The organism is Streptomyces sp. NPDC005435 (assembly GCF_040703155.1).
GTDB lineage: Bacteria > Actinomycetota > Actinomycetes > Streptomycetales > Streptomycetaceae > Streptomyces.
In genome coordinates this window covers 356,512-376,935 of the sequence record NZ_JBEXEQ010000001.1, presented here as the reverse complement: position 1 = coordinate 376,935, position 20,424 = coordinate 356,512, and the positions used below count along the sequence as shown (strand labels likewise).

Sequence of the window (20,424 nt, the reverse complement as noted above, 5' to 3'; positions counted from 1 at the left end):
GGCTCCCTCCCTCACGCCTCCGGCCCCACGTCCTCCTCCTCGAAGACCAGCAGCGTCCGCGTGCTCAGTACCTCCGGGATGGCCTGGAGCCGGGTGAGGACCAGCTCGCGCAGGGCCCGGTTGTCGGGGGTGTGCACCAGGAGGAGGACGTCGAAGTCGCCGCCGACCAGGGCGATGTGCGAGGCGCCGGGCAGCCGGCGCAGCTCCTCGCGGACCGTGCGCCAGGTGTTCTGGACGATGTTCAGCGTGATGTACGCCGACGTGCCGTGCCCGGCGCGCTCGTGGTCCACGCGGGCGCCGAAGCCCCGGATCACCCCGTCCTCGACCAGGCGGTTGATCCGCGCGTAGGCGTTGGCGCGGGAGACGTGGACGCGGTCGGCGACGGAACGTATCGAGGCGCGGCCGTCCGCCTGGAGGATCCGCAGGATGTCCTGATCTATGGCGTCCAGCGGACGCGGCGGGGGCAAGGCCGTTCCCGCCTCCGGCGCCTGGGCCATTTGTTCAGGTGTCATGTCCCCCCGCTTCATCGCCGTGGACGTCCTGCGTTCATTGCAGGCTGTGGAGAACCGTTTGTCCACAGCCTGGAGGGGCCAGTAGCCAAAATGCATCGGCGACCGAACAATCGGTAGGTGAGACGGGTCACAGCCGACCCGCCTCCCGTAGCCACTCCCACGAGGAGGTGCCGTCATGACGGTCATGGAGCAGCGGGGCGCTTACCGGCCATCGCCGCCGCCCGCCTGGCAGCCCCGCATGGACCCCGCGCCGCTGCTGCCCGACGCCGAGCCCTATCGCGTCCTCGGCACCGGGGCCGCCGCCAAGGCCGACCCGGACCTGCTGCTCCGGCTCTACGCCCAGCTGGTGCGCGGCCGCCGCTACAACACGCAGGCCACCGCGCTGACCAAGCAGGGCCGCCTGGCCGTCTACCCCTCCAGCACCGGCCAGGAGGCGTGCGAGGTCGCCGCCGCGCTGGCCCTGGAGGACCGCGACTGGCTCTTCCCCAGCTACCGCGACACCCTCGCCGTCGTCGCCCGGGGCGTGGACCCGGTGGAGACGCTGACCCTGCTGCGCGGCGACTGGCACAGCGGCTACGACCCGCACGCCCACCGCGTGGCCCCGCTCAGCACCCCGCTCGCCACCCAGTTGCCGCACGCGGTCGGTCTCGCGCACGCCGCCCGGCTCAAGGGGGACGACGTGGTCGCGCTCGCCATGGTCGGCGACGGCGGCACCAGCGAGGGCGACTTCCACGAGGCGCTGAACTTCGCCGCCGTCTGGCAGGCCCCGGTCGTCTTCCTGGTGCAGAACAACGGCTTCGCCATCTCCGTCCCGCTCGCCAAGCAGACCGCCGCCCCCTCCCTGGCCCACAAGGCCGTCGGGTACGGGATGCCGGGCCGCCTGGTGGACGGCAACGACGCGGCCGCCGTGCACGAGGTGCTCAGCGACGCCGTCCGGCACGCGCGTGCGGGCGGTGGACCCACCCTGGTCGAGGCGGTGACCTATCGCGTCGACGCGCACACCAACGCCGACGATGCCACCCGCTACCGGGGCGAGGCCGAGGTGGAGGCATGGCGCGCCCACGACCCCGTCCGGCTGCTTGAGGGCGAGCTCACCGCGCGCGGTCTGCTCGACGAGGCCGCCATCGACGCCGTACGCCAGGACGCCGAGGCGATGGCCGCCGACCTGCGGGAACGCATGAACCAGGACGCCCCGCTCGACCCCATGGAACTCTTCGACCACGTGTACGCCGAACCCACCGCGCAACTGCGCGAGCAGCGCGAGATGCTGCGCGCCGAGCTGGAAGCCGAGCAGGACGGCCCGGAAGGCGGCCGTCGATGACCACTGTGGCCGTCAAGCCCGCCACCATGGCGCAGGCCCTCACGCGCGCGATGCGCGACGCGATGGCCGCCGATCCGAACGTGCACGTCATGGGCGAGGACGTGGGCACCCTCGGCGGTGTCTTCCGGGTCACCGACGGGCTCGCCAAGGAGTTCGGCGAGGAGCGCTGCACCGACACCCCGCTCGCCGAGGCCGGCATCCTCGGCACCGCCGTCGGCATGGCCATGTACGGCCTCAGGCCGGTGGTGGAGATGCAGTTCGACGCGTTCGCCTACCCGGCGTTCGAGCAGCTGATCAGCCATGTCTCGAAGATGCGCAACCGCACCCGGGGCCGGATGCCCCTGCCGATCACCGTGCGCGTGCCCTACGGCGGCGGCATCGGCGGCGTCGAGCACCACAGCGACTCCTCCGAGGCGTACTACATGGCCACCCCCGGCCTGCACGTCCTCACCCCGGCCACCGTCGCCGACGCCTACGGGGTGCTGCGCGAGGCCATCGCCTCCGACGACCCCGTGGTCTTCCTGGAGCCCAAGCGGCTGTACTGGTCGAAGGACGCCTGGAACCCCGAGCAGCCCGACGAGGTCGCGCCCATCGGCCGCGCGGTGGTCCGCCGCACCGGCCGCAGCGCCACCCTCGTCACCTACGGCCCCTCCCTCCCGGTCTGCATGGAGGCCGCGGAGGCCGCCGAGGCCGAGGGCTGGGACCTGGAGGTCGTGGACCTGCGCTCGCTGGTGCCCTTCGACGACGAGACGGTGTGCGCCTCCGTACGGCGCACCGGACGCGCGGTCGTCGTGCACGAGTCGACCGGGTTCGGTGGACCGGGCGGAGAGATCGCCGCGCGGATCACCGAGCGCTGCTTCCACCATCTGGAGGCACCGGTGCTGCGCGTCGCCGGGTTCGACCTCCCCTACCCGCCGCCGATGCTGGAGCGGCACCATCTGCCCGGCGTCGACCGCGTGCTGGACGCCGTGGCCCGGCTGCAGTGGGAGGCCGAGGGCTGATGGCACAGGTACTGGAGTTCAAGCTGCCCGACCTCGGCGAGGGACTGACCGAGGCGGAGATCGTGCGCTGGCTGGTGGACGTGGGCGACGTGGTCGCCGTGGACCAGCCGGTGGTCGAGGTCGAGACGGCCAAGGCGATGGTCGAGGTGCCCTGCCCCTACGGCGGCGTGGTCACCGCGCGCTTCGGCGAGGAGGGCACCGAACTGCCCGTCGGCGCGCCCCTGATCACCGTCGCCGTGGGCTCGGACGAGCCGGGCGGCGAGCCCGCCGAGGCCGCCGGCGAGGAGTCGGGCAACGTCCTGGTCGGCTACGGCACCCGGGCGTCCTCGGGGCGCCGCCGCAGGGTGCGGACGGGGCTCGGCGCGGGTATCGGCGCGGGCGCGGGGAACGTGCCCGCCGCGGACGGCGCGCCGGAGAGCCGGCCCCGCACGGGCGCGTCCCACACGGATGTGTCCCGCCCGGGCGCGTCCCGCACCGACGCGTCCCGCCCGGCCGCCGTCCCCACCGCATCGCACATGTCCGCGCCTCCCGCCCCGGACCGGACCACGTCCCGCACCCCGGCCCACGCGGACGCGGACGCGCCCCCCGCGCCCCCCACTCACCTTGACGGCCCCGTCGCCGTCATCTCCCCCCTCGTCCGCCGCATCGCCCGCGACAACGGCGTGGACCTGCGCACCCTGCACGGTTCGGGCCCGGACGGGCTGATCCTGCGCGCGGACGTGGAGGACGTGCTGCGGGCCAGGGCGGCGGCACCGGACCGCCCGACGGCGGCTCAGGACACCACCACCGCACGCACCGACACCGCACCCACCGCCACCCCCACCCCCACTGCCCCGCCCACCCCGGCCGAGAGCCCCGCAGGGCACCGCATCCCGCTCAAGGGCGTACGCGGTGCCGTCGCCGACAAGCTCGCGCGCAGCCGCCGGGAGATCCCCGACGCGACCTGCTGGGTGGACGCCGACGCCACCGAGCTGATGCGCGCGCGGGCCGCCATGAACGCGGCCGGGGGACCGAAGATCTCCCTGCTGGCGCTGCTCGCCCGCATCTGCACGGCCGCGCTCGCCCGCCACCCCGAGCTGAACTCGTACGTGGACACCGAGGCGCGCGAGATCGTCCAGCTCGACCAGGTGCACCTCGGGTTCGCCGCGCAGACCCCGCGCGGACTGGTCGTGCCGGTCGTCCGGGACGCCCACGCGCGCGACGCCGAGGGGCTGACCGGCGAGTTCGCCCGGCTCACCGAGCTGGCCCGGGAGGGGAGGCTCACCCCGGCCGACCTCACCGGCGGCACCTTCACGCTGAACAACTACGGCGTCTTCGGGGTCGACGGCTCCACCCCGATCGTCAACCACCCGGAGGCGGCCATGCTCGGCGTCGGCCGGATCGTCCCCAAGCCGTGGGTGCACGAGGGCGAGCTGGCCGTGCGCCAGGTCGTCCAGCTCTCGCTCACCTTCGACCACCGGGTGTGCGACGGCGGCACGGCGGGCGGCTTCCTGCGGTACGTGGCGGACTGCGTCGAACAGCCGGCGGTGCTCCTGCGCACCCTGTGAACCCGGCGGGCCCGCGCACCCTCCGAGCCGGACGGGACATACTCGGAGGGTGACCGACAACGCCCCCGCCGACCCGAGTCCCGCCCCGTCCCCGGCCCCGGCGGCCCCCGGGACCGACACGCCGTACGACGCCGTCGTGCTGGCCGGGGGTGCCGCGCGGCGGCTCGGCGGTGCCGACAAGCCGGGCGTACGGGTCGGCGGCCGTCCGCTGCTCGACCGGGTCCTCGCGGCCTGCGCCGGGGCGGCCGGGACCGTCGTCGTGGCCGACCCGCGCCCCACCGCGCGGCCGGTGCGCTGGGCGCGCGAGGAGCCGCCCGGCGGCGGACCGGTCGCCGCCCTGGACGCCGGACTGCGGCGCACGGACGCCGAGTTCGCGGTGGTCCTCTCCGCCGACCTGCCGTTCCTCGACGAGGCGACCGTGCTGCGGCTGCTGGCCGCGCTGCGGGAGAGCGGCGCCGACGCCGCGCTGCTCACCGACGCCGACGGCCGCGACCAGCCGCTCGTGGCCGCCTACCGCACCGCCGCCCTGCGCGGCGCGCTCGACGCCCTCGCCGCCGAACACGACGGCCTCACCGGGCTCCCGCTGCGCCGCCTGACCGCCGCGCTGCGGCTGACCCGCGTCCCGGACGCGCTCGCCTCCTTCGACTGCGACACCTGGGACGACATCTCCCGCGCCAGGGCGCGCATCAGGGAGCATGGGCACGTGCTGAACGAATGGATCACCGCAGTCAAGAACGAGCTCGGCATCGACCTCGACGTGGACACCCGCGTCCTGCTCGACGTGGCCCGCGACGTGGCGCACGGCGTGGCCCGCCCCGCCGCCCCGCTCACCACCTTCCTCGTCGGCTACGCCGCCGCCCAGGGCAAGGGCGACGCCGAGGCCATCGCCGAGGCCGCCGGGAAGGTCGCCTCCCTCGCCCTGCGCTGGGAGGCCGAGCACAGCGACACCGCTCCGGACGCCGGATGACCGCCCCGCGAACCCGTGCCGGGGCGTCCGCCGGGGACGAACTCGACGACCTGGACGTGGAGGAGGCGCTGGCCCTCGTACGGCCCGTGCCGACGACGGCCGCGCACCCGTCCGCCCCCGCGCACGCCTCCACCCAGGCCATCCGGGCCACCCGGTCCGCCCCGGCCACCCCCTCCGCTCCCGAGGCCGGGCACCGGCACCACGGCGGACACGCCACCGCCACCCCCTGGTCCCGCGCCCGCGAGACCGCCGCCCGGGCCGGCCGCGCCACCACGCGCCGCGAGCCGGTCTCCGTGTCCCTCGCCGACGCCCTCGGCACGGTCCTGGCGGCTCCGCTGGACGCGCGCAGCGACCTGCCCTCCTTCGACACCTCCGCCATGGACGGCTGGGCGGTCGCCGGACCCGGCCCCTGGCAGGTACGGGAGTCCGGGGTGCTCGCCGGACACGCCCCGCAGGAGCCGCTCACCGACGGCGAGGCCGCGCCCATCGCGACCGGCGCCCGCATCCCGGCCGGGGTCACCGCCGTCCTGCGCAGCGAGCACGGCCGCACGGACGCCCAGGGCCGGCTGCACGCCACCCGGGAAATGAGCCATGGTCAGGACATCCGGCCGCGCGGTCAGGAGTGCCGCAGCGGTGACCAGTTGCTGCCGGCCGGCACCCTGGTCACCCCGCCCGTGCTCGGTCTCGCGGCGGCGGCCGGGTACGACACCCTCGCCGTCGTCCCGCGCCCGCGCGCCGAGATCCTCGTCCTCGGCGACGAACTGCTCACCGAGGGACTGCCGCACGACGGGCTGATCCGCGACGCGCTCGGCCCGATGCTCGCGCCCTGGCTGCGCGCGCTCGGCGCCGAGGTGACCGCCGTACGCCGGCTGGGCGACGACGCCAAGGCGCTGCGCAGGGCGATCACCTCCTCGCGCGCCGACCTGATCGTCACCACCGGCGGCACCGCGGCCGGCCCGGTCGACCAGGTGCACCCCACCCTCGCGGCCCTCGGCGCCGAACTCCTCGTGGACGGGGTCGCCGTACGCCCCGGCCACCCCATGCTGCTGGCCCGGATCAAGGACGGCCGGCATCTCGTCGGGCTGCCCGGCAACCCCCTCGCGGCGGTATCCGGCTTGGTCACGCTCGCCGAGCCGCTGCTGCGCGCCCTGGCGGCCCGCCCGGCCCCCGAGCCGTACGTACTGCCGCTGCGCGAGCCGGTGCGGGGGCACCCGCACGACACCCGGCTGGTTCCCGTGACGCTGCGCGGCGACCATGCCGCAGCGCTGCGCTACGACGGTCCGGCCATGCTGCGCGGGATCGCCGCCGCCGACGCGCTGGCCGTCGTACCGCCGGGCGGCTCCCCGCAGAGCGCGGGAGCGGAGCTGCTCGACCTGCCGTGGGCGGCGGGCGGAATCGGGGTGTGTTTCACGTGAAACTTCCGGGCCATGACGCCATAGCCCGCCAGACCGGCGACCATCTGGTGACGCATCGGATCAAGCTCCCCAGGAAAGAGGTGGAGCGTCCGATCCGCCAGGTGGCCAAACGGCTGGTCATGGCGCTGCTGGTGCTGGTCGCGACCGCCTTCGTCGTCTACGCCGACCGCGCGGGCTACCACGACAACTCCGACGGCCCGGTGGATCTGCTCGACGCGTTCTACTACGCGACGGTCACCCTCTCCACCACCGGCTACGGCGACATCACGCCGGTCAGCGACAGCGCCCGGCTCACCAACATCCTCGTCATCACGCCCCTGCGCGTGCTGTTCCTCATCATCCTGGTCGGCACCACGCTGGAAGTCCTCACCGAACGCACCCGTGAGGAATGGCGCCTGAACCGCTGGAGGTCCACCTTGCGCGACCACACCGTCGTCATCGGCTTCGGTACGAAGGGCCGTTCGGCGATCCAGACCGTGTGCGCGACCGGGCTGAAGAGCGAGCAGGTCGTCGTGGTCGACCCCAGCTCCAAGGCGATCGACGCGGCCACCGCCGAGGGCTACGCGGGCGTGGTCGGCGACGCCACCCGCAGCGACGTCCTGCGCCGCGCCGAGGTGCACAAGGCACGGCAGATCATCATCGCCCCGCAGCGCGACGACACCTCCGTCCTGGTCACCCTGACGGCCCGGCAGCTCAACCGGGGCGCCAAGATCGTGGCCGCCGTGCGCGAGGAGGAGAACGCCCCGCTGCTCAAGCAGTCCGGCGCCGACGCCGTGATCACCAGCTCCGCCGCCGCCGGCCGGCTGCTCGGGCTCTCGGTGCTCAGCCCCGCCGCCGGCATGGTGATGGAGGATCTGATCCAGCAGGGCAGCGGCATGGACATCGTGGAGCGCCCCGTGGTCCGCGCCGAGGCGGGCAAGACCCCGCGCGAGGCCGACGACCTGGTGGTGAGCGTCCTGCGCGGACACCGGGTGCTCGGCTACGACGACCCGGCCGTCGGCACCCTCCAGCTGACCGACCGTCTGATCACCATCGCCCGCGCCACCCCCACGACCCAGGTCGCCCCGCACCCGCGCCCGCTGCCCGGCGACTGAGCGGGTCCGGCTCCGGGCCGCCGGACCCGCGGAGTAGCGTCGTGGGCATGTATGCGATCACCATTCCCGAACCCGGCGGGCCCGAGAAGCTGGTGTGGGAGGAGGTGCCCGACCCCGTGCCCGGCGAGGGCGAGGTGCTGGTCGACGTGGTGGCCACCGCCGTCAACCGCGCCGACATCATGCAGCGGCAGGGCTTCTACGACCCGCCGCCCGGCGCGTCCCCCTACCCCGGCCTGGAGTGCTCCGGCCGGATCGCCGCCCTCGGCCCCGGCGTCTCCGGCTGGTCCGTCGGCGACGAGGTGTGCGCGCTGCTCTCGGGCGGCGGCTACGCCCAGAAGGTCGTCGTCCCGGCCGGGCAGCTGCTGCCCGTTCCCGCCGGGATCGGCCTCGACCGGGCGGCCGCGCTCCCCGAGGTGGTGTGCACCGTCTGGTCCAACGTCTTCATGATCTCCCACCTGCGTCCGGGCGAGCTGCTGCTCGTGCACGGCGGCTCCAGCGGCATCGGCACCATGGCGATCCAGCTGGCCAAGGCGATCGGTGCCCGGGTCGCGGTGACGGCCGGGTCCAAGGAGAAGCTGGACTTCTGCGCCGAGCTGGGCGCCGACATCCTGATCAACTACCGCGAGCAGGACTTCGTCGCCGAGATCGAGCGGGCCACCGACGGCGCGGGCGCCGACGTGATCCTCGACAACATGGGCGCGAAGTACCTCGACCGCAACGTCCGGGCGCTGGCGGTCAACGGACGCCTCGTCATCATCGGGATGCAGGGGGGCGTCAAGGCCGAGCTGAACATCGGCGCGCTGCTCATGAAGCGCGGCGCGATCAGCGCGACCTCGCTGCGCGCCCGGCCGCTGAGCGAGAAGGCCGCGATCGTGGCCGCCGTACGCGAGCACGTGTGGCCGCTGCTCGCCTCCGGAGTCGTACGCCCGGTCGTGGACCGCGAGCTGCCGATGCCCGAGGCGGCCGAGGCGCACCGGGTGGTGGAGGGCAGCGGTCACATCGGCAAGGTGCTGCTGGTCGCGCCCGAGTAGACGCGGGGCCCGCTCAGTCCCGCCGCACCCGCAGCCCCACGAACGCCAGCGCCAGGCCGAGACCGACCAGCATCAGGCCGCTGCCCAGCGGCAGGATGTTTGCCGGGGCGGCCGGGCTCTGACCCTGGTTCACGGCCGCGGGCGCGGAGGCCGGGGCGCTCGCCGGGGTGGAGGTGACCGGGACGGCCGGGGCGTCGGCGGTCTCCGGTTCCTCCGGATAGGCGACCCGGGTCGTGGCGGCCGCCGGGGCGCTCGCCGTGCCCTCCTCCTCGGCCGCGGGGCCGTCCGGCCGTCCTGGCCGCAGCCGCCCCTCACCGGCCAGGCTCCCGGCCCGCGACGGACCGGGCCGGCTGGCGGTGGGCGAGGCGGAACCGGACGCGCGGGTCCGCGCGGCGGGGGAGACGGTGACGGCACCCGGGGCGGACGGCGACGCGGAGGCGCCGGGCGGCGTGGGCGAGCCCGGCGGGGCGGAGGTGGCGCCGTACGCCGTCGCCGTACCGCCCGCGGGCGCGGCCGCCGCCGTGAGGACGAGCAGCAGCCGCACGAGGCGGAGCAGAAGTCGCAGCCTTGGAGTCACGTCGGTGACCTCCCGGAACCAGTTGCCGAGTCCGGCGGCGTGTCCGATGCCGTGACCGGCGGAAAACCGACGGAATCCAGCCTCACATCCGGCGCACGCGAGGGCATTTCGGAATGGGCCGACAGGTCTACGGCCGCTCCCGCACGGACTCGAACGCCGGGCCGGACGGGGAGATCGGCAGCGGGAGGGGGCGCGGCGGTGATGGGGTGGGGCCGTGCGAGACAATGACGGCATGGAGATGCCGAGGAACGAACGGTCGCCGGAGAATCCCCAGATCCTCGTCGTGGGCCAGGACGGCACGGCGCTCGGAGGCGGCGGGGACGAGGGCTCCCGCGAGATTCCCGTGACGGAGCAGGTCGAGCAGCCCGCGAAGGTCATGCGGATCGGCAGCATGATCAAGCAGCTCCTGGAGGAGGTGCGCGCGGCTCCTCTCGACGAGGCCAGCCGGGTGCGGCTCAAGGAGATCCACGCCAGCTCGGTCAAGGAGCTGGAGGACGGCCTCGCGCCGGAGCTGGTCGAGGAGCTGGAGCGGCTCTCGCTGCCCTTCACGGACGAGGTCGTCCCGAGCGACGCCGAGCTGCGGATCGCGCAGGCGCAGCTGGTGGGCTGGCTGGAGGGCCTCTTCCACGGCATCCAGACCACGCTGTTCGCCCAGCAGATGGCCGCGCGCGCCCAGCTGGAGCAGATGCGCCGCGCCCTGCCCCCGGGCATGGCCCCGGAGGGCGACGACGAGCACATGGGCGGCCGCTCGGGCGGCCCGTACCTGTAAGGGCCCGCCGAGACCTGGAACGACCCGTGAGAAGGGCCCGGCGGACATCCCCGCCGGGCCCTTCTCAGCGCACGGTCACAGGCTCAGCGCATGGTCACGGGCTCAGCGCACGGTCACGGGTTGCCCGTGGACACGTTGAGCTGGACCTCGACGTCCTTCGGGTCGACGTCGGTGCCGGGCTTGGGGAACTGCGCCGTCACCGCGCCCTGGCCGTAGGTGTTCTCGTCGACCAGGACCTCCTTCACCCGCCACCCTGCGGCGTGCAGGCACTCCTTGACGGACTTCACGTACTTGTAGCGGAAGTCCGGGAGCTGCACCTTGTCCGGGTCGTTGTACGACTCGGACGGCTCGGTGCACTCGGTCTTGTCGATCGTCTTGCTGGTGTCGGGCCCCCGGTAGCCGGCCGCGTGGGAGGGCGGTGCGGAGGCGGAGGAGCCGCCCTTCGCCTCGTTCTTCTTGTCGTCGTCGCGCTGGGAGAGGGCGAAGAGGAGACCCGCGACCGCGACGAGGGCCACGACGGCCGAGGCGATGACCACGGTCCGGTTCCCCCTGCCGGAGGAGGCGGGAGCCGAGGGACTCGTCGCGTACCCGGGCTGCCCGTAGCCGACCGGGGTGGTGGGGTAGCCGCCCTGCTGCGGATAGCCGTAGGAAGGGGCGCCGTACGGGTGCTGCGGGGCGAGGGGCTGGTACGGCTGCTGGACGGGGCCGGGCGGTGGCGCCTGGCGGGTCTGGTCCACCGGCGGGAACACCGTCGAGGCGACGCCCGCGCCGCTCTGCAGGGGACCGGAGCCCGGCACGATGCTCGGCGCCGCCTGCTGGAGCGAGGCCGCCACGCGCAGGCACTCCTCCCGCATGGCCTCGGCGGTCGGGAAGCGCTCGGCGGGGTTCTTCCGCAGCGCGCGGGCGATCAGCGCGTCCACCGCAGGGGGCAGCGCGCGGTTGATGGAGGAGGGCGCGACCGGCTCCTCCTGCACATGCGCGTACGCGATCGCCAGCGGGGAGTCCGCGTCGAACGGCAGGCGCCCGGTGACCAGCTGGAACAGCATGATGCCGACCGAGTAGAGGTCGGAGCGGGCGTCCACGCCCCGGCCGAGGGCCTGTTCGGGGGAGAGGTACTGGGGGGTGCCGACGACCATGCCCGTCTGCGTCATCGAGGTGACCCCGGACTGCATCGCCCGCGCGATGCCGAAGTCCATCACCTTGACCACGCCGCGCGGCGTCACCATCACGTTGCCGGGCTTGATGTCCCGGTGGACCAGCCCCTTCTCGTGGCTGATCTCCAGCGCCGCGAGCACGTCGGCGGCGATCCTGAGCGCCCGGTCGGCGGGCATCGCGCCCAACTGCCGTACGTCGTCCGCCAGGACGGAGCCGAGGGGGCGGCCCTCGACGTACTCCATGACGATGTACGGCATACCGTCCGCTTCGTCCTCGCCGGTGTCGAAGACGGAGACGATATTGGTGTGCGTGAGCTTGGCCACGGCCTGGGCCTCGCGGCGGAACCGCTCGCGGAAGGCCTGCTCGCGGCCGAGCTCGGTGTGCAGGGTCTTGACCGCGACCTGACGGTCGAGCACCGCGTCGTACGCCAGGTGCACGGAGGCCATGCCGCCCTCGCCGAGCAGGTCGCGCAGCTGGTAGCGGCCGCCGGCGAGCGCCCGCCCCGCGTACCGGCCCTGTGCGCCGTCCTCGCTCATCTCTCCGCGTCCCCCACTGGCCGGCCCGGGCCGCCGCGGAGCGAACGGGCCGTGTGCGGACCTGCCTTGATCGAATGTGTCATTCCCGGCCAAGTCTGCCCGAGGGCGGTGCCACGTCAAGCGCGGTGCCCGTTCCGTGACCGTACGCGAAGGAAGCGTCGCGGAAGCGTTACAGCAGGTGTACGGAGGCCGCACGGAATTTGCACGAGGGCGCGGGGTACAGGTTTCATGGCCGGTCCGTCTCGGGTCGGCCCCGGCCCCGGATCGGGACCGACGGCCACCGTGAAGGCTGTAGCGTGGCCGACGGAGACCGTAACAACACCGCGCGACATGCGGGCAGAAACGACGGCGAGGACCGATGGCACAGACGCACGGCGCCCAAGGCCCGTCCGACGACCCCGAGGTGGCCGCGGGCGGCATGGCGGACGCGCCGGAGGCGTGGGGCAACGGCGGACTCGTCGGCGACGGCCGCTACCGGCTGACGCACCGGCTCGGCCGGGGCGGCATGGCCGAGGTGTTCGCGGCCGAGGACATCCGTCTGGGCCGCACCGTCGCGGTCAAGCTGCTCCGTTCCGATCTTGCCGAGGACCCGGTGTCCAAGGCCCGCTTCACGCGCGAGGCTCAGTCGGTCGCCGGCCTCAACCACCACTCGATCGTCGCCGTGTACGACTCCGGCGAGGACGAGGTGAACGGCCACGCCGTGCCGTACATCGTGATGGAGCTGGTCGAGGGCCGCACCATTCGCGACCTGCTGATCGACGCCGAGGCGCCGGGCCCCGAGCAGGCCCTGATCATCGTCTCCGGGGTGCTCGACGCGCTCGCCTACTCGCACCAGCACGGCATCGTGCACCGTGACATCAAGCCGGCCAACGTCATCATCACCGACAACGGCGCGGTCAAGGTGATGGACTTCGGCATCGCCCGCGCCCTGCACGGCGCGCAGTCCACGATGACCCAGACCGGCATGGTGATGGGCACCCCCCAGTACCTCTCCCCGGAGCAGGCGCTCGGCAAGGCCGTCGACCACCGCTCCGACCTGTACGCGACCGGCTGCCTGCTCTACGAACTCCTCGCGCTGCGGCCCCCGTTCACCGGCGAGACCCCGCTCTCGGTGGTCTACCAGCACGTCCAGGACATGCCGGTGCCGCCCTCGCAGGTCGCCGACGGGGCCCCGCCGGAGCTGGACGGCCTGGTCATGCGCTCGCTCGCCAAGGAGCCGGACGACCGGTTCCAGACGGCCGAGGAGATGCGCGGCCTGATCCAGTACGGCCTGCAGATGCTGTACGACCAGGGCAGCCACTCCGGCACCTGGAACACCGGCCCGGTGGACGCGCCCGAGGCCCGGCACACCCCGCCCGGCGGCTTCGCGGGCACCACCGTGATGCCCCAGGCCGGCGGTTACGGCGGCGGCACCACGCAGATCCCGCAGCCGATACTGCCCGGCGGTTACGGCCGCGGCGACGACGGCGGCTTCGAGGGCAACGGCAACCACGGCAGCGGCCGCGGCAAGCTGTGGCTCCTCGCCGCGCTCGCGGTGATCGCGGTGGTGGCCGGAGTCGCGCTCGCGCTCAACAACTCGGGCGGCGGGGACGAGGGCAAGCCCGCCAAGCCGTCGCCGAGCCACTCCAAGACCCACCACAAGGACGACAAGGCCACCGAGACCCCCGACGACGACACCACCGACGCGCCCGAGCAGAACACGGGCACGCAGGGCGGCGGCTCGGGCGGCTACAGCGGCGGCTACCGGTCCCCGTCCTACTCCCAGACCGCGCCCACCACCGCGGACCCGACGGACGACCCCTCGGACACCACCGACGGCGGCTCGGACCAGGGCACCACCGGCGGGGACGACGGGGGCACGACCACCGGCAACGGCGGGGCGAGCCAGGGCGGCGGTACGACCGGCACCACCGACCAGGGCACGAGCGCCGGCAACGCCGGTGCCAGCCAGGGCAGCGGGGCGACCGGCAGCACCGACCAGGGCGCGAGCGCCGGCAGCGGCGGCGCCGCGCAGGGCACCACGACCGACGGCGGCGCGGGCGGCGAGACGACTTGAAGGCCACCGACCCCGGCCCCTCCGACGGCGTCGTGACGGGGCCGGGCCACCGGGGCCCGGCGCTCGCCTGCTGAAGCCCGCTCGGCTCGTGCGGGCCGCTCAGCTCGTGAAGGCGTCGCAGACCGCCTCGTACTCGCGGGTCCACCACACCACGAGGGCCGAGGCGGCCGGGAACTGGCAGTCGGCGCGGGTGTCGCCGCGCTCGTAGTGCCAGCGCAGCATCCAGAAGTCGTTCAGGCGCTCCCACCACACCCGGTGCACGGCCGCCGCCAGCTCCGAGGGCGTGGCGCGGGCCGCGCGCCGGTACGTGCGGGCGTACGCCCTGACCTTCGGCAGGTCCAGCGTGCCCGCGGGCCGCAGGAAGAAGATCGCGGCGGCGCGGACCGCCTCCTCCGCGCGCGGCTGCACGCCGAGCCGGTCCCAGTCGACGATGGCGGCCGGGGCGTCGTCGACGTAGAGCAGGTTGAACGGGTGGAAGTCGCCGTGCACCCAGCCCACCGGACCGCCGCGCGGCGGACGCCGTCCCGCGTGCTGCTCCAGCAGGTCACGGCGTTCCAGCAGGCGTCGGCGGGCCAGTTCGTCAAAGGCGTCGGCGGGGCGGTGGCGGCTGACGCGGCCGAGCAGGTCGTCGATGAGCGCGTAGGTGTCGGCCGGGTCGGCGCTCTCCACCGGGTGCGGGCTCGTGGCCGGGCGGGTGCGCCCCTTGGGCGGCATCACCCGCTCCAGACAGGCGTGCACGGCGCCGAGCAGTGCGCCCAGGCGCGCGCTCTGGGCGCGCGTGAGCTGGCCGCCGTGCCGGTGGCCGCCGTCGATCCAGGGGTGCAGCGCGTAGGCGTGCCCGCCGACCACGGCGACCGTACGGCCCCCGCGGTGGGTCAGCGGCTGGGCGACCGGCACCCCGACCGCGGCCAGGCGCTGGGTGGCCCGGTGCCGGCGCTCGATGGCGGCGGGGTCGGCGGTGTCCGGGTCGAAATGGTGCTTGAGGAAGTAGTGGCCCCGGGTGGTGCGCACCCGGTATCCCCGGTTGAGCAGTCCCTGGTCGACCGGTTCGCAGTCGAGGGCCGTACCGGCTTCGTAGAGACGTAACAAGGCGCCAAGTGGGGGCGCGTGGGGCACGAGGGGTGGTACACAAAGGCGCTGCACGCGGCAGATGCTAGGGCACGAAAAGCGGCCGTGAGCTGGGCCTTGTCACAGGCAGTCGCTGCCGATCGCATTCGGTCACACGATGTCGCGCCGTGAACTCCGGGGCGCTTTTCGCGCGGCTCCCGGGGAATTCCGGAAAAGCGCCCGGCAAACCCGCTCCGCACCGGCGCCGCACCCGCGTGACACCCGGTGCCGAACCCCTGTGACACCCGGTGCCACGCCCCGCGCCACGCCCGTGCGCACTCCTGCGCGGAGTCTTCCCGTGACCTGGGTGAGCGGGATAACGTGCCGTTGCTCCGGCCTCCTGCAAGGCTGTGACCAGGGAACTTCCGGACTCTGCCGATTTACTTGGAAATCCAAGCAAAATCGCAGGTCAGGCGGGGTTTCACAGAAATGTGGAGCACTGGGTAACGTAAATGTCGCAGGGCGCTCGCCGGGGCACCTGTCACGCCTGTTCCCGGCCGAGTGGCACCCACCCCGTGCCCGGTGGTCGTGAACAGGTGGCCGCTCCCCCGGCTCCGACCGAGCAAGGGGGACCTCAGGCTCACCGGCAACCCCGGGAGCCGGAACGACGGAGGAGCACACGTGACCGTGGACAGCAGTGCCGCGCGCAAGCCGCGACGCGGCGCCGCAGGCAAGACCGGGAAGACCGGCGGCAGCACCGGCACCACCGGCACCAGGCGCACCACCCGCACCGCCGCGAAGCAGAGCACCGAGCCCGAGCTGGTGCAGCTGCTGACGCCCGAGGGCGAGCGCGTGGCGAACGCCGAGTTCGACGCGTACGTCGACGGCATCACCCCCGAGGAGCTGCGCGGTCTCTACCACGACATGGTGCTCACCCGCCGCTTCGACGCCGAGGCCACCGCCCTGCAGCGCCAGGGCGAGCTGGGCCTGTGGGCCTCGCTGCTCGGCCAGGAGGCCGCCCAGATCGGCTCGGGCCGCGCCACCCGCGAGGACGACTACGTCTTCCCGACCTACCGCGAGCACGGCGTCGCCTGGTGCCGCGGGGTCGACCCGGCCAACCTGCTCGGCATGTTCCGCGGGGTGAACAACGGCGGCTGGGACCCCAACGGCAACAACTTCCACCTGTACACGATCGTCATCGGCTCCCAGACGCTGCACGCCACCGGCTACGCGATGGGCGTGGCCAAGGACGGCGCGGACTCGGCCGTGATCGCCTACTTCGGCGACGGCGCCTCCAGCCAGGGCGACGTGGCGGAATCGTTCACCTTCTCCGCGGTCTACAACGCCCCGGTCGTGTTCTTCTGCCAGAACAACCAGTGGGCGATCTCCGAGCCCACCGAGAAGCAGACCCGTGTGCCGCTCTACCAGCGCGCGCAGGGCTACGGCTTCCCCGGCGTCCGCGTCGACGGCAACGACGTGCTGGCCTGCCTCGCCGTGACCCGCTGGGCGCTGGAGCGCGCCCGCCAGGGCGAGGGCCCGACCCTGGTCGAGGCGTTCACCTACCGGATGGGCGCCCACACCACCTCCGACGACCCCACCCGCTACCGGGGCGACGAGGAGCGCCAGGCGTGGGAGGCGAAGGACCCGATCCTGCGCCTGCGCCGGTTCCTGGAGGCCGGAAACCACACGGACGAGGGATTCTTCGAGGAACTGGAGGCCGAGTCCGAGACGTTGGGCAAACGAGTGCGCGAAGCGGTCCGCGCCATGCCCGACCCGGACCGGTTCGCCATTTTCGAGAACGTGTACGCGGACGGGCACGCGCTCGTCGACGAGGAGCGCGCCCAGTTCGCCGCCTACCAGGCGTCGTTCGCGGACGTGGAAGGGGGCAACTGACATGGCCGAGAAGATGGCTCTGGCCAAGGCGATCAACGAGTCGCTGCGGCGCGCCCTGGACACGGACCCCAAGGTCCTGGTGATGGGTGAGGACGTCGGCAAGCTCGGCGGTGTGTTCCGGGTGACCGACGGTCTCCAGAAGGACTTCGGCGAGAGCCGCGTCATCGACACCCCGCTGGCCGAGTCCGGCATCGTCGGCACCGCGATCGGCCTGGCCCTGCGCGGCTACCGCCCGGTGGTGGAGATCCAGTTCGACGGCTTCGTCTTCCCCGCGTACGACCAGATCGTCACCCAGCTGGCGAAGATGCACGCGCGCTCGCTGGGCAAGGTCAAGATGCCCGTCGTCATCCGCATCCCCTACGGCGGCGGCATCGGCGCGGTCGAGCACCACTCCGAGTCCCCCGAGGCGCTGTTCGCGCACGTGGCCGGCCTGAAGATCGTCAGCCCGTCCAACTCCTCGGACGCCTACTGGATGATGCAGCAGGCCATCCAGAGCGACGACCCGGTGATCTACTTCGAGCCCAAGCGGCGCTACTGGGACAAGGGCGAGGTCGACTTCGAGGCGATCCCGGCCCCGCTGCACAAGGCCCGCGTGGTCCGCGAGGGCACCGACCTGACGCTGGCCGCCTACGGCCCCATGGTCAAGCTCTGCCAGGAGGTGGCCGACGCCGCCGCCGAGGAGGGCAAGTCCCTGGAGGTCCTGGACCTGCGCTCGGTCTCCCCGCTGGACTTCGACGCGATCCAGACCTCGGTGGAGAAGACCCGCCGTCTGGTGGTCGTCCACGAGGCGCCGGTGTTCTTCGGCTCCGGCGCGGAGATCGCCGCGCGCATCACCGAGCGCTGCTTCTACCACCTGGAGGCCCCGGTGCTCCGGGTCGGCGGCTACCACGCCCCGTACCCGCCGGCCCGCCTGGAGGAGGAGTACCTGCCGAGCCTGGACCGGGTGCTCGACGCCGTCGACCGCGCCCTGGCGTACTGAGGAAGGTTTCGTGACGACGATGACGGAAGCTTCCGTGCGCGAGTTCAAGATGCCGGACGTGGGCGAGGGGCTCACCGAGGCGGAGATTCTCAAGTGGTACGTGCAGGTGGGCGACAAGGTCACCGACGGCCAGGTGGTGTGCGAGGTCGAGACCGCCAAGGCGGCCGTCGAACTCCCCATCCCCTACGACGGGGTGGTGCGCGAGCTGCGCTTCCCCGAGGGGACGACGGTGGACGTGGGCACGTCGATCATCGCGGTGGACGTGTCGGGCGGTGAGGCGCCGCCGGTGGCCGCGGCGCCGGAGGCTGTCGCTCCGGTCGCCGAGGAGGCCGAGCCGCAGAAGCGTCAGCCGGTCCTCGTCGGGTACGGCGTGGCGGCGTCCTCCACCAAGCGGCGCCCGCGCAAGGGGCCCGAGGTGACGGTGCCGGCGGCCGCGCAGGCGGTGCAGGCCGAGCTGAACGGCCACGGTGCGGCGGCGCCCCCGCCTGCTCCCGCTCCCGTGCAGGAGCGCCCGCTGGCCAAGCCGCCGGTGCGCAAGCTGGCCAAGGACCTGGGCGTGGACCTCGCCACGGTGACGCCGTCCGGCCCGGACGGGATCATCACGCGCGAGGACGTGCACGCGGCGGTGGCACCGGCGGAGCCGGCGACCGAGGCGCCGGTGGCTCCCGCCGCGCCGGTGGCGCCCGTGACGCCTGTGGCGGCGTACGACACGTCGCGCGAGACCCGTATCCCGGTCAAGGGTGTCCGCAAGGCGACCGCGCAGGCGATGATCGGCTCGGCGTTCACGGCGCCGCACGTCACGGAGTTCGTGACGGTGGACGTGACGCGGACGATGAAGCTGGTCGAGGAACTCAAGCAGGACAAGGAGTTCGCCGGGCTGCGCGTCAACCCGCTGCTGCTGATCGCCAAGGCGATCCTGGTGGCGATCCGCCGCAACCCCGACATCAACGCGTCCTGGGACGAGGCCGCCCAGGAGATCGTGCTCAAGCACTACGTCAACCTGGGCATCGCCGCGGCCACTCCGCGCGGTCTGATCGTGCCGAACATCAAGGACGCCCACACCAAGACGCTTCCGCAGCTCTCCGCGGCGCTGGGCGACCTGGTGACGACGGCCCGCGAGGGCAAGACGTCCCCCGCGGCCATGCAGGGCGGCACCATCACCATCACCAACGTCGGCGTCTTCGGCGTCGACACCGGCACGCCCATCCTCAACCCGGGCGAATCCGCGATCCTCGCCGTCGGCGCGATCAAACTCCAGCCCTGGGTCCACAAGGGCAAGATCAAGCCCCGCCAGGTCACCACACTGGCCCTCTCCTTCGACCACCGCCTGGTCGACGGCGAACTCGGCTCCAAGTTCCTGGCAGACGTGGCAGCGATCCTGGAACAGCCGAAGCGGCTGATGACCTGGGCATAGTGTGCCCTTTTGACCTGCGGAAATGCCGAGAGCGTAACCTCCAGTTACGCTCTCGGCATTCTCTCAACCGCCCACTATGAGCGGCACGCTCAGACCGTATTGAGCACGTACACCGGCGCCCCGTTCTCCGCTCCTCCACGAGAGCGGATGCAGGCGTGCTTGTGGAGCAGGCGCAGGCATTCGTTGACTCGACGGACCGTCAACCCCGTGCGGGATGCGAGGGATTCGAGGGGCTCGCGGAGTTCTCCCTTTTCCACGAGGACCGGGGCGATGACGACGGCGACGGTCCAGACGTCTTCCGTCACGGACAGCCGTTCGCGCCAGTCGGCCAGGACGGAGGCGGTGGTGGTGGGGACGGCGGGGGCGGTGACGCGGGTGAGGGTCAGGCCGTCGAGCCGGTCCGCGATCCGGCCCATCGCGTCCGCGATGGCCTGCTGCGCCGTCAGCGTGGCGTGCTGCGTCGCGAGCATCTCCCTTTGCAGCGCCAGGGATTCACGCTGTGCGCCCGCCAACTCCGCGTCCAGCTGGAGGTTGTGCGCCTCCAGACGGACGATGGCTTCCGCGACCTGGTCCGGCATCGCGTAGGCGACGGGGGAGCCGGGGGCGGCCGGCTGTACCTCGGCCTCTTCGAGAGAGTACGAACCCTCCCGCTGTACGGTCTCGATCACTTCCGCGACCCACTCCTTGAAGGGGGCGCAGGCGGGTTTGGTGCAGGCGTTCACCAAGAGGATCAACCCTTGGAGGTCGATCAGATTCATGTCTCGGCGCCACTCTCTACCTGCGGGAACGCTGAGAGAGTGACCTCCAGTCACTCTCTCGATAATCTCTCGATGAGACTCGGGGACATGGTCGAGCAGAGCTTTGCGCGTGGTTGTGTAGCCCAGTTGCCGGCACACATCCACCGCCGGAAACCAGTGACTTCCGTCCGGCATCGTCAGCCTTCGTACGCGGGCTCCCGTCGCCGCGTACACGAAGTCGCTGATGTCGATGGCCTCGTGGGGTGCGGACGCGTCGGGGCGGTTGCTGGGTTCGTTCATGTGCGTCACCTCCGAGCCGGAACGTAGGGCGGAGGAAATCGCATATGCCAGTCGGGGGACGGGATGTTCACGA

17 protein-coding genes are annotated in these 20,424 nt (G+C 73.0%); 12 read left to right on the top strand and 5 right to left on the bottom strand.

Translation table 11 applies throughout. The features are described 5' to 3' along the window. Positions 1–11 precede the first annotated feature (11 nt). The gene (locus AB0898_RS01755; RefSeq protein ID WP_407078275.1) at positions 12–512 is read right to left on the bottom strand and encodes an Lrp/AsnC family transcriptional regulator; all 501 of its coding nucleotides are present in this window, start codon (positions 510–512) and stop codon (positions 12–14) included. Positions 513–687: 175 nt separating this feature from the next. Here AB0898_RS01755 and pdhA (AB0898_RS01750) point away from each other — a divergent pair, with 175 nt between their 5' ends. Genes pdhA (AB0898_RS01750) through AB0898_RS01720 form a run of 7 tightly spaced genes read left to right on the top strand, consistent with a single transcriptional unit; the run spans position 688 to position 8,888 of the window. Beyond that, a complete protein-coding gene (gene pdhA, locus AB0898_RS01750) occupies positions 688–1,833 on the top strand; it encodes a pyruvate dehydrogenase (acetyl-transferring) E1 component subunit alpha (protein WP_366800818.1) in 1,146 nt (381 codons plus the stop codon). Beyond that, positions 1,830–2,834, top strand: coding sequence for an alpha-ketoacid dehydrogenase subunit beta (locus tag AB0898_RS01745; protein ID WP_366800817.1), 1,005 nt, complete (start codon positions 1,830–1,832; stop codon positions 2,832–2,834). Before pdhA (AB0898_RS01750) ends, AB0898_RS01745 begins: the two co-directional genes overlap by 4 nt. After that, on the top strand, positions 2,834–4,381 hold the full coding sequence (locus AB0898_RS01740; RefSeq protein ID WP_366800816.1) for a dihydrolipoamide acetyltransferase family protein: 1,548 nt from the start codon (positions 2,834–2,836) through the stop codon (positions 4,379–4,381). The genes AB0898_RS01745 and AB0898_RS01740 overlap by 1 nt, the downstream gene beginning before the upstream one ends. 49 nt (positions 4,382–4,430) lie before the next feature. Continuing rightward, positions 4,431–5,348 carry an NTP transferase domain-containing protein gene (locus AB0898_RS01735; RefSeq protein ID WP_366800815.1) on the top strand — a complete coding sequence of 306 codons (918 nt, stop codon included), beginning with the start codon at positions 4,431–4,433 and terminating at the stop codon, positions 5,346–5,348. After that, positions 5,345–6,763 carry a molybdopterin molybdotransferase MoeA gene (locus AB0898_RS01730; protein WP_366800814.1) on the top strand — a complete coding sequence of 473 codons (1,419 nt, stop codon included), beginning with the start codon at positions 5,345–5,347 and terminating at the stop codon, positions 6,761–6,763. The genes AB0898_RS01735 and AB0898_RS01730 overlap by 4 nt, the downstream gene beginning before the upstream one ends. Then, complete coding sequence (locus AB0898_RS01725; RefSeq protein ID WP_366800813.1) at positions 6,760–7,857, top strand: potassium channel family protein; 1,098 nt, start codon at positions 6,760–6,762, stop codon at positions 7,855–7,857. The genes AB0898_RS01730 and AB0898_RS01725 overlap by 4 nt, the downstream gene beginning before the upstream one ends. A gap of 47 nt (positions 7,858–7,904) precedes the next feature. Continuing rightward, complete coding sequence (locus AB0898_RS01720; protein ID WP_366800812.1) at positions 7,905–8,888, top strand: NAD(P)H-quinone oxidoreductase; 984 nt, start codon at positions 7,905–7,907, stop codon at positions 8,886–8,888. A gap of 13 nt (positions 8,889–8,901) precedes the next feature. On the opposite strand, the gene AB0898_RS01715 is transcribed toward AB0898_RS01720, so the two are convergent. Then, the gene (locus AB0898_RS01715; RefSeq protein WP_366800811.1) at positions 8,902–9,465 is read right to left on the bottom strand and encodes a hypothetical protein; all 564 of its coding nucleotides are present in this window, start codon (positions 9,463–9,465) and stop codon (positions 8,902–8,904) included. Positions 9,466–9,697: 232 nt separating this feature from the next. Here AB0898_RS01715 and AB0898_RS01710 point away from each other — a divergent pair, with 232 nt between their 5' ends. Then, positions 9,698–10,234, top strand: a complete 537-nt coding sequence (locus AB0898_RS01710) for a bacterial proteasome activator family protein (protein ID WP_366800810.1) — start codon at positions 9,698–9,700, stop codon at positions 10,232–10,234. Positions 10,235–10,347: 113 nt separating this feature from the next. On the opposite strand, the gene AB0898_RS01705 is transcribed toward AB0898_RS01710, so the two are convergent. Then, positions 10,348–11,925, bottom strand: a complete 1,578-nt coding sequence (locus AB0898_RS01705; RefSeq protein WP_366800809.1) for a protein kinase domain-containing protein — start codon at positions 11,923–11,925, stop codon at positions 10,348–10,350. A gap of 358 nt (positions 11,926–12,283) precedes the next feature. Between AB0898_RS01705 and AB0898_RS01700 the strand changes: the two genes are divergently transcribed. Next, positions 12,284–13,981, top strand: a complete 1,698-nt coding sequence (locus AB0898_RS01700; RefSeq protein WP_366800808.1) for a protein kinase domain-containing protein — start codon at positions 12,284–12,286, stop codon at positions 13,979–13,981. Positions 13,982–14,080: 99 nt separating this feature from the next. On the opposite strand, the gene AB0898_RS01695 is transcribed toward AB0898_RS01700, so the two are convergent. Further along, positions 14,081–15,097, bottom strand: coding sequence for a phosphotransferase (locus tag AB0898_RS01695; RefSeq protein WP_366800807.1), 1,017 nt, complete (start codon positions 15,095–15,097; stop codon positions 14,081–14,083). 612 nt (positions 15,098–15,709) lie between these two features. On the opposite strand from AB0898_RS01695, the gene pdhA (AB0898_RS01690) reads away from it, so the two are divergent. Genes pdhA (AB0898_RS01690) through AB0898_RS01680 form a run of 3 tightly spaced genes read left to right on the top strand, consistent with a single transcriptional unit; the run spans position 15,710 to position 19,314 of the window. Then, positions 15,710–16,921: a pyruvate dehydrogenase (acetyl-transferring) E1 component subunit alpha gene (gene pdhA / locus AB0898_RS01690; RefSeq protein WP_366800806.1), complete on the top strand. Its 1,212-nt coding sequence runs from the start codon at positions 15,710–15,712 to the stop codon at positions 16,919–16,921. 1 nt (position 16,922) lies between these two features. Further along, positions 16,923–17,900 (top strand): alpha-ketoacid dehydrogenase subunit beta, encoded by a 978-nt coding sequence (locus AB0898_RS01685; protein WP_366800805.1) that lies wholly within the window; start codon positions 16,923–16,925, stop codon positions 17,898–17,900. Positions 17,901–17,910: 10 nt separating this feature from the next. Beyond that, positions 17,911–19,314: a dihydrolipoamide acetyltransferase family protein gene (locus AB0898_RS01680; protein ID WP_366800804.1), complete on the top strand. Its 1,404-nt coding sequence runs from the start codon at positions 17,911–17,913 to the stop codon at positions 19,312–19,314. A gap of 89 nt (positions 19,315–19,403) precedes the next feature. Here the strand turns inward: AB0898_RS01680 and AB0898_RS01675 are convergent, their stop codons facing one another. Next, on the bottom strand, positions 19,404–20,351 hold the full coding sequence (locus AB0898_RS01675; protein ID WP_366800803.1) for a Bro-N domain-containing protein: 948 nt from the start codon (positions 20,349–20,351) through the stop codon (positions 19,404–19,406). Positions 20,352–20,424 lie beyond the last annotated feature (73 nt).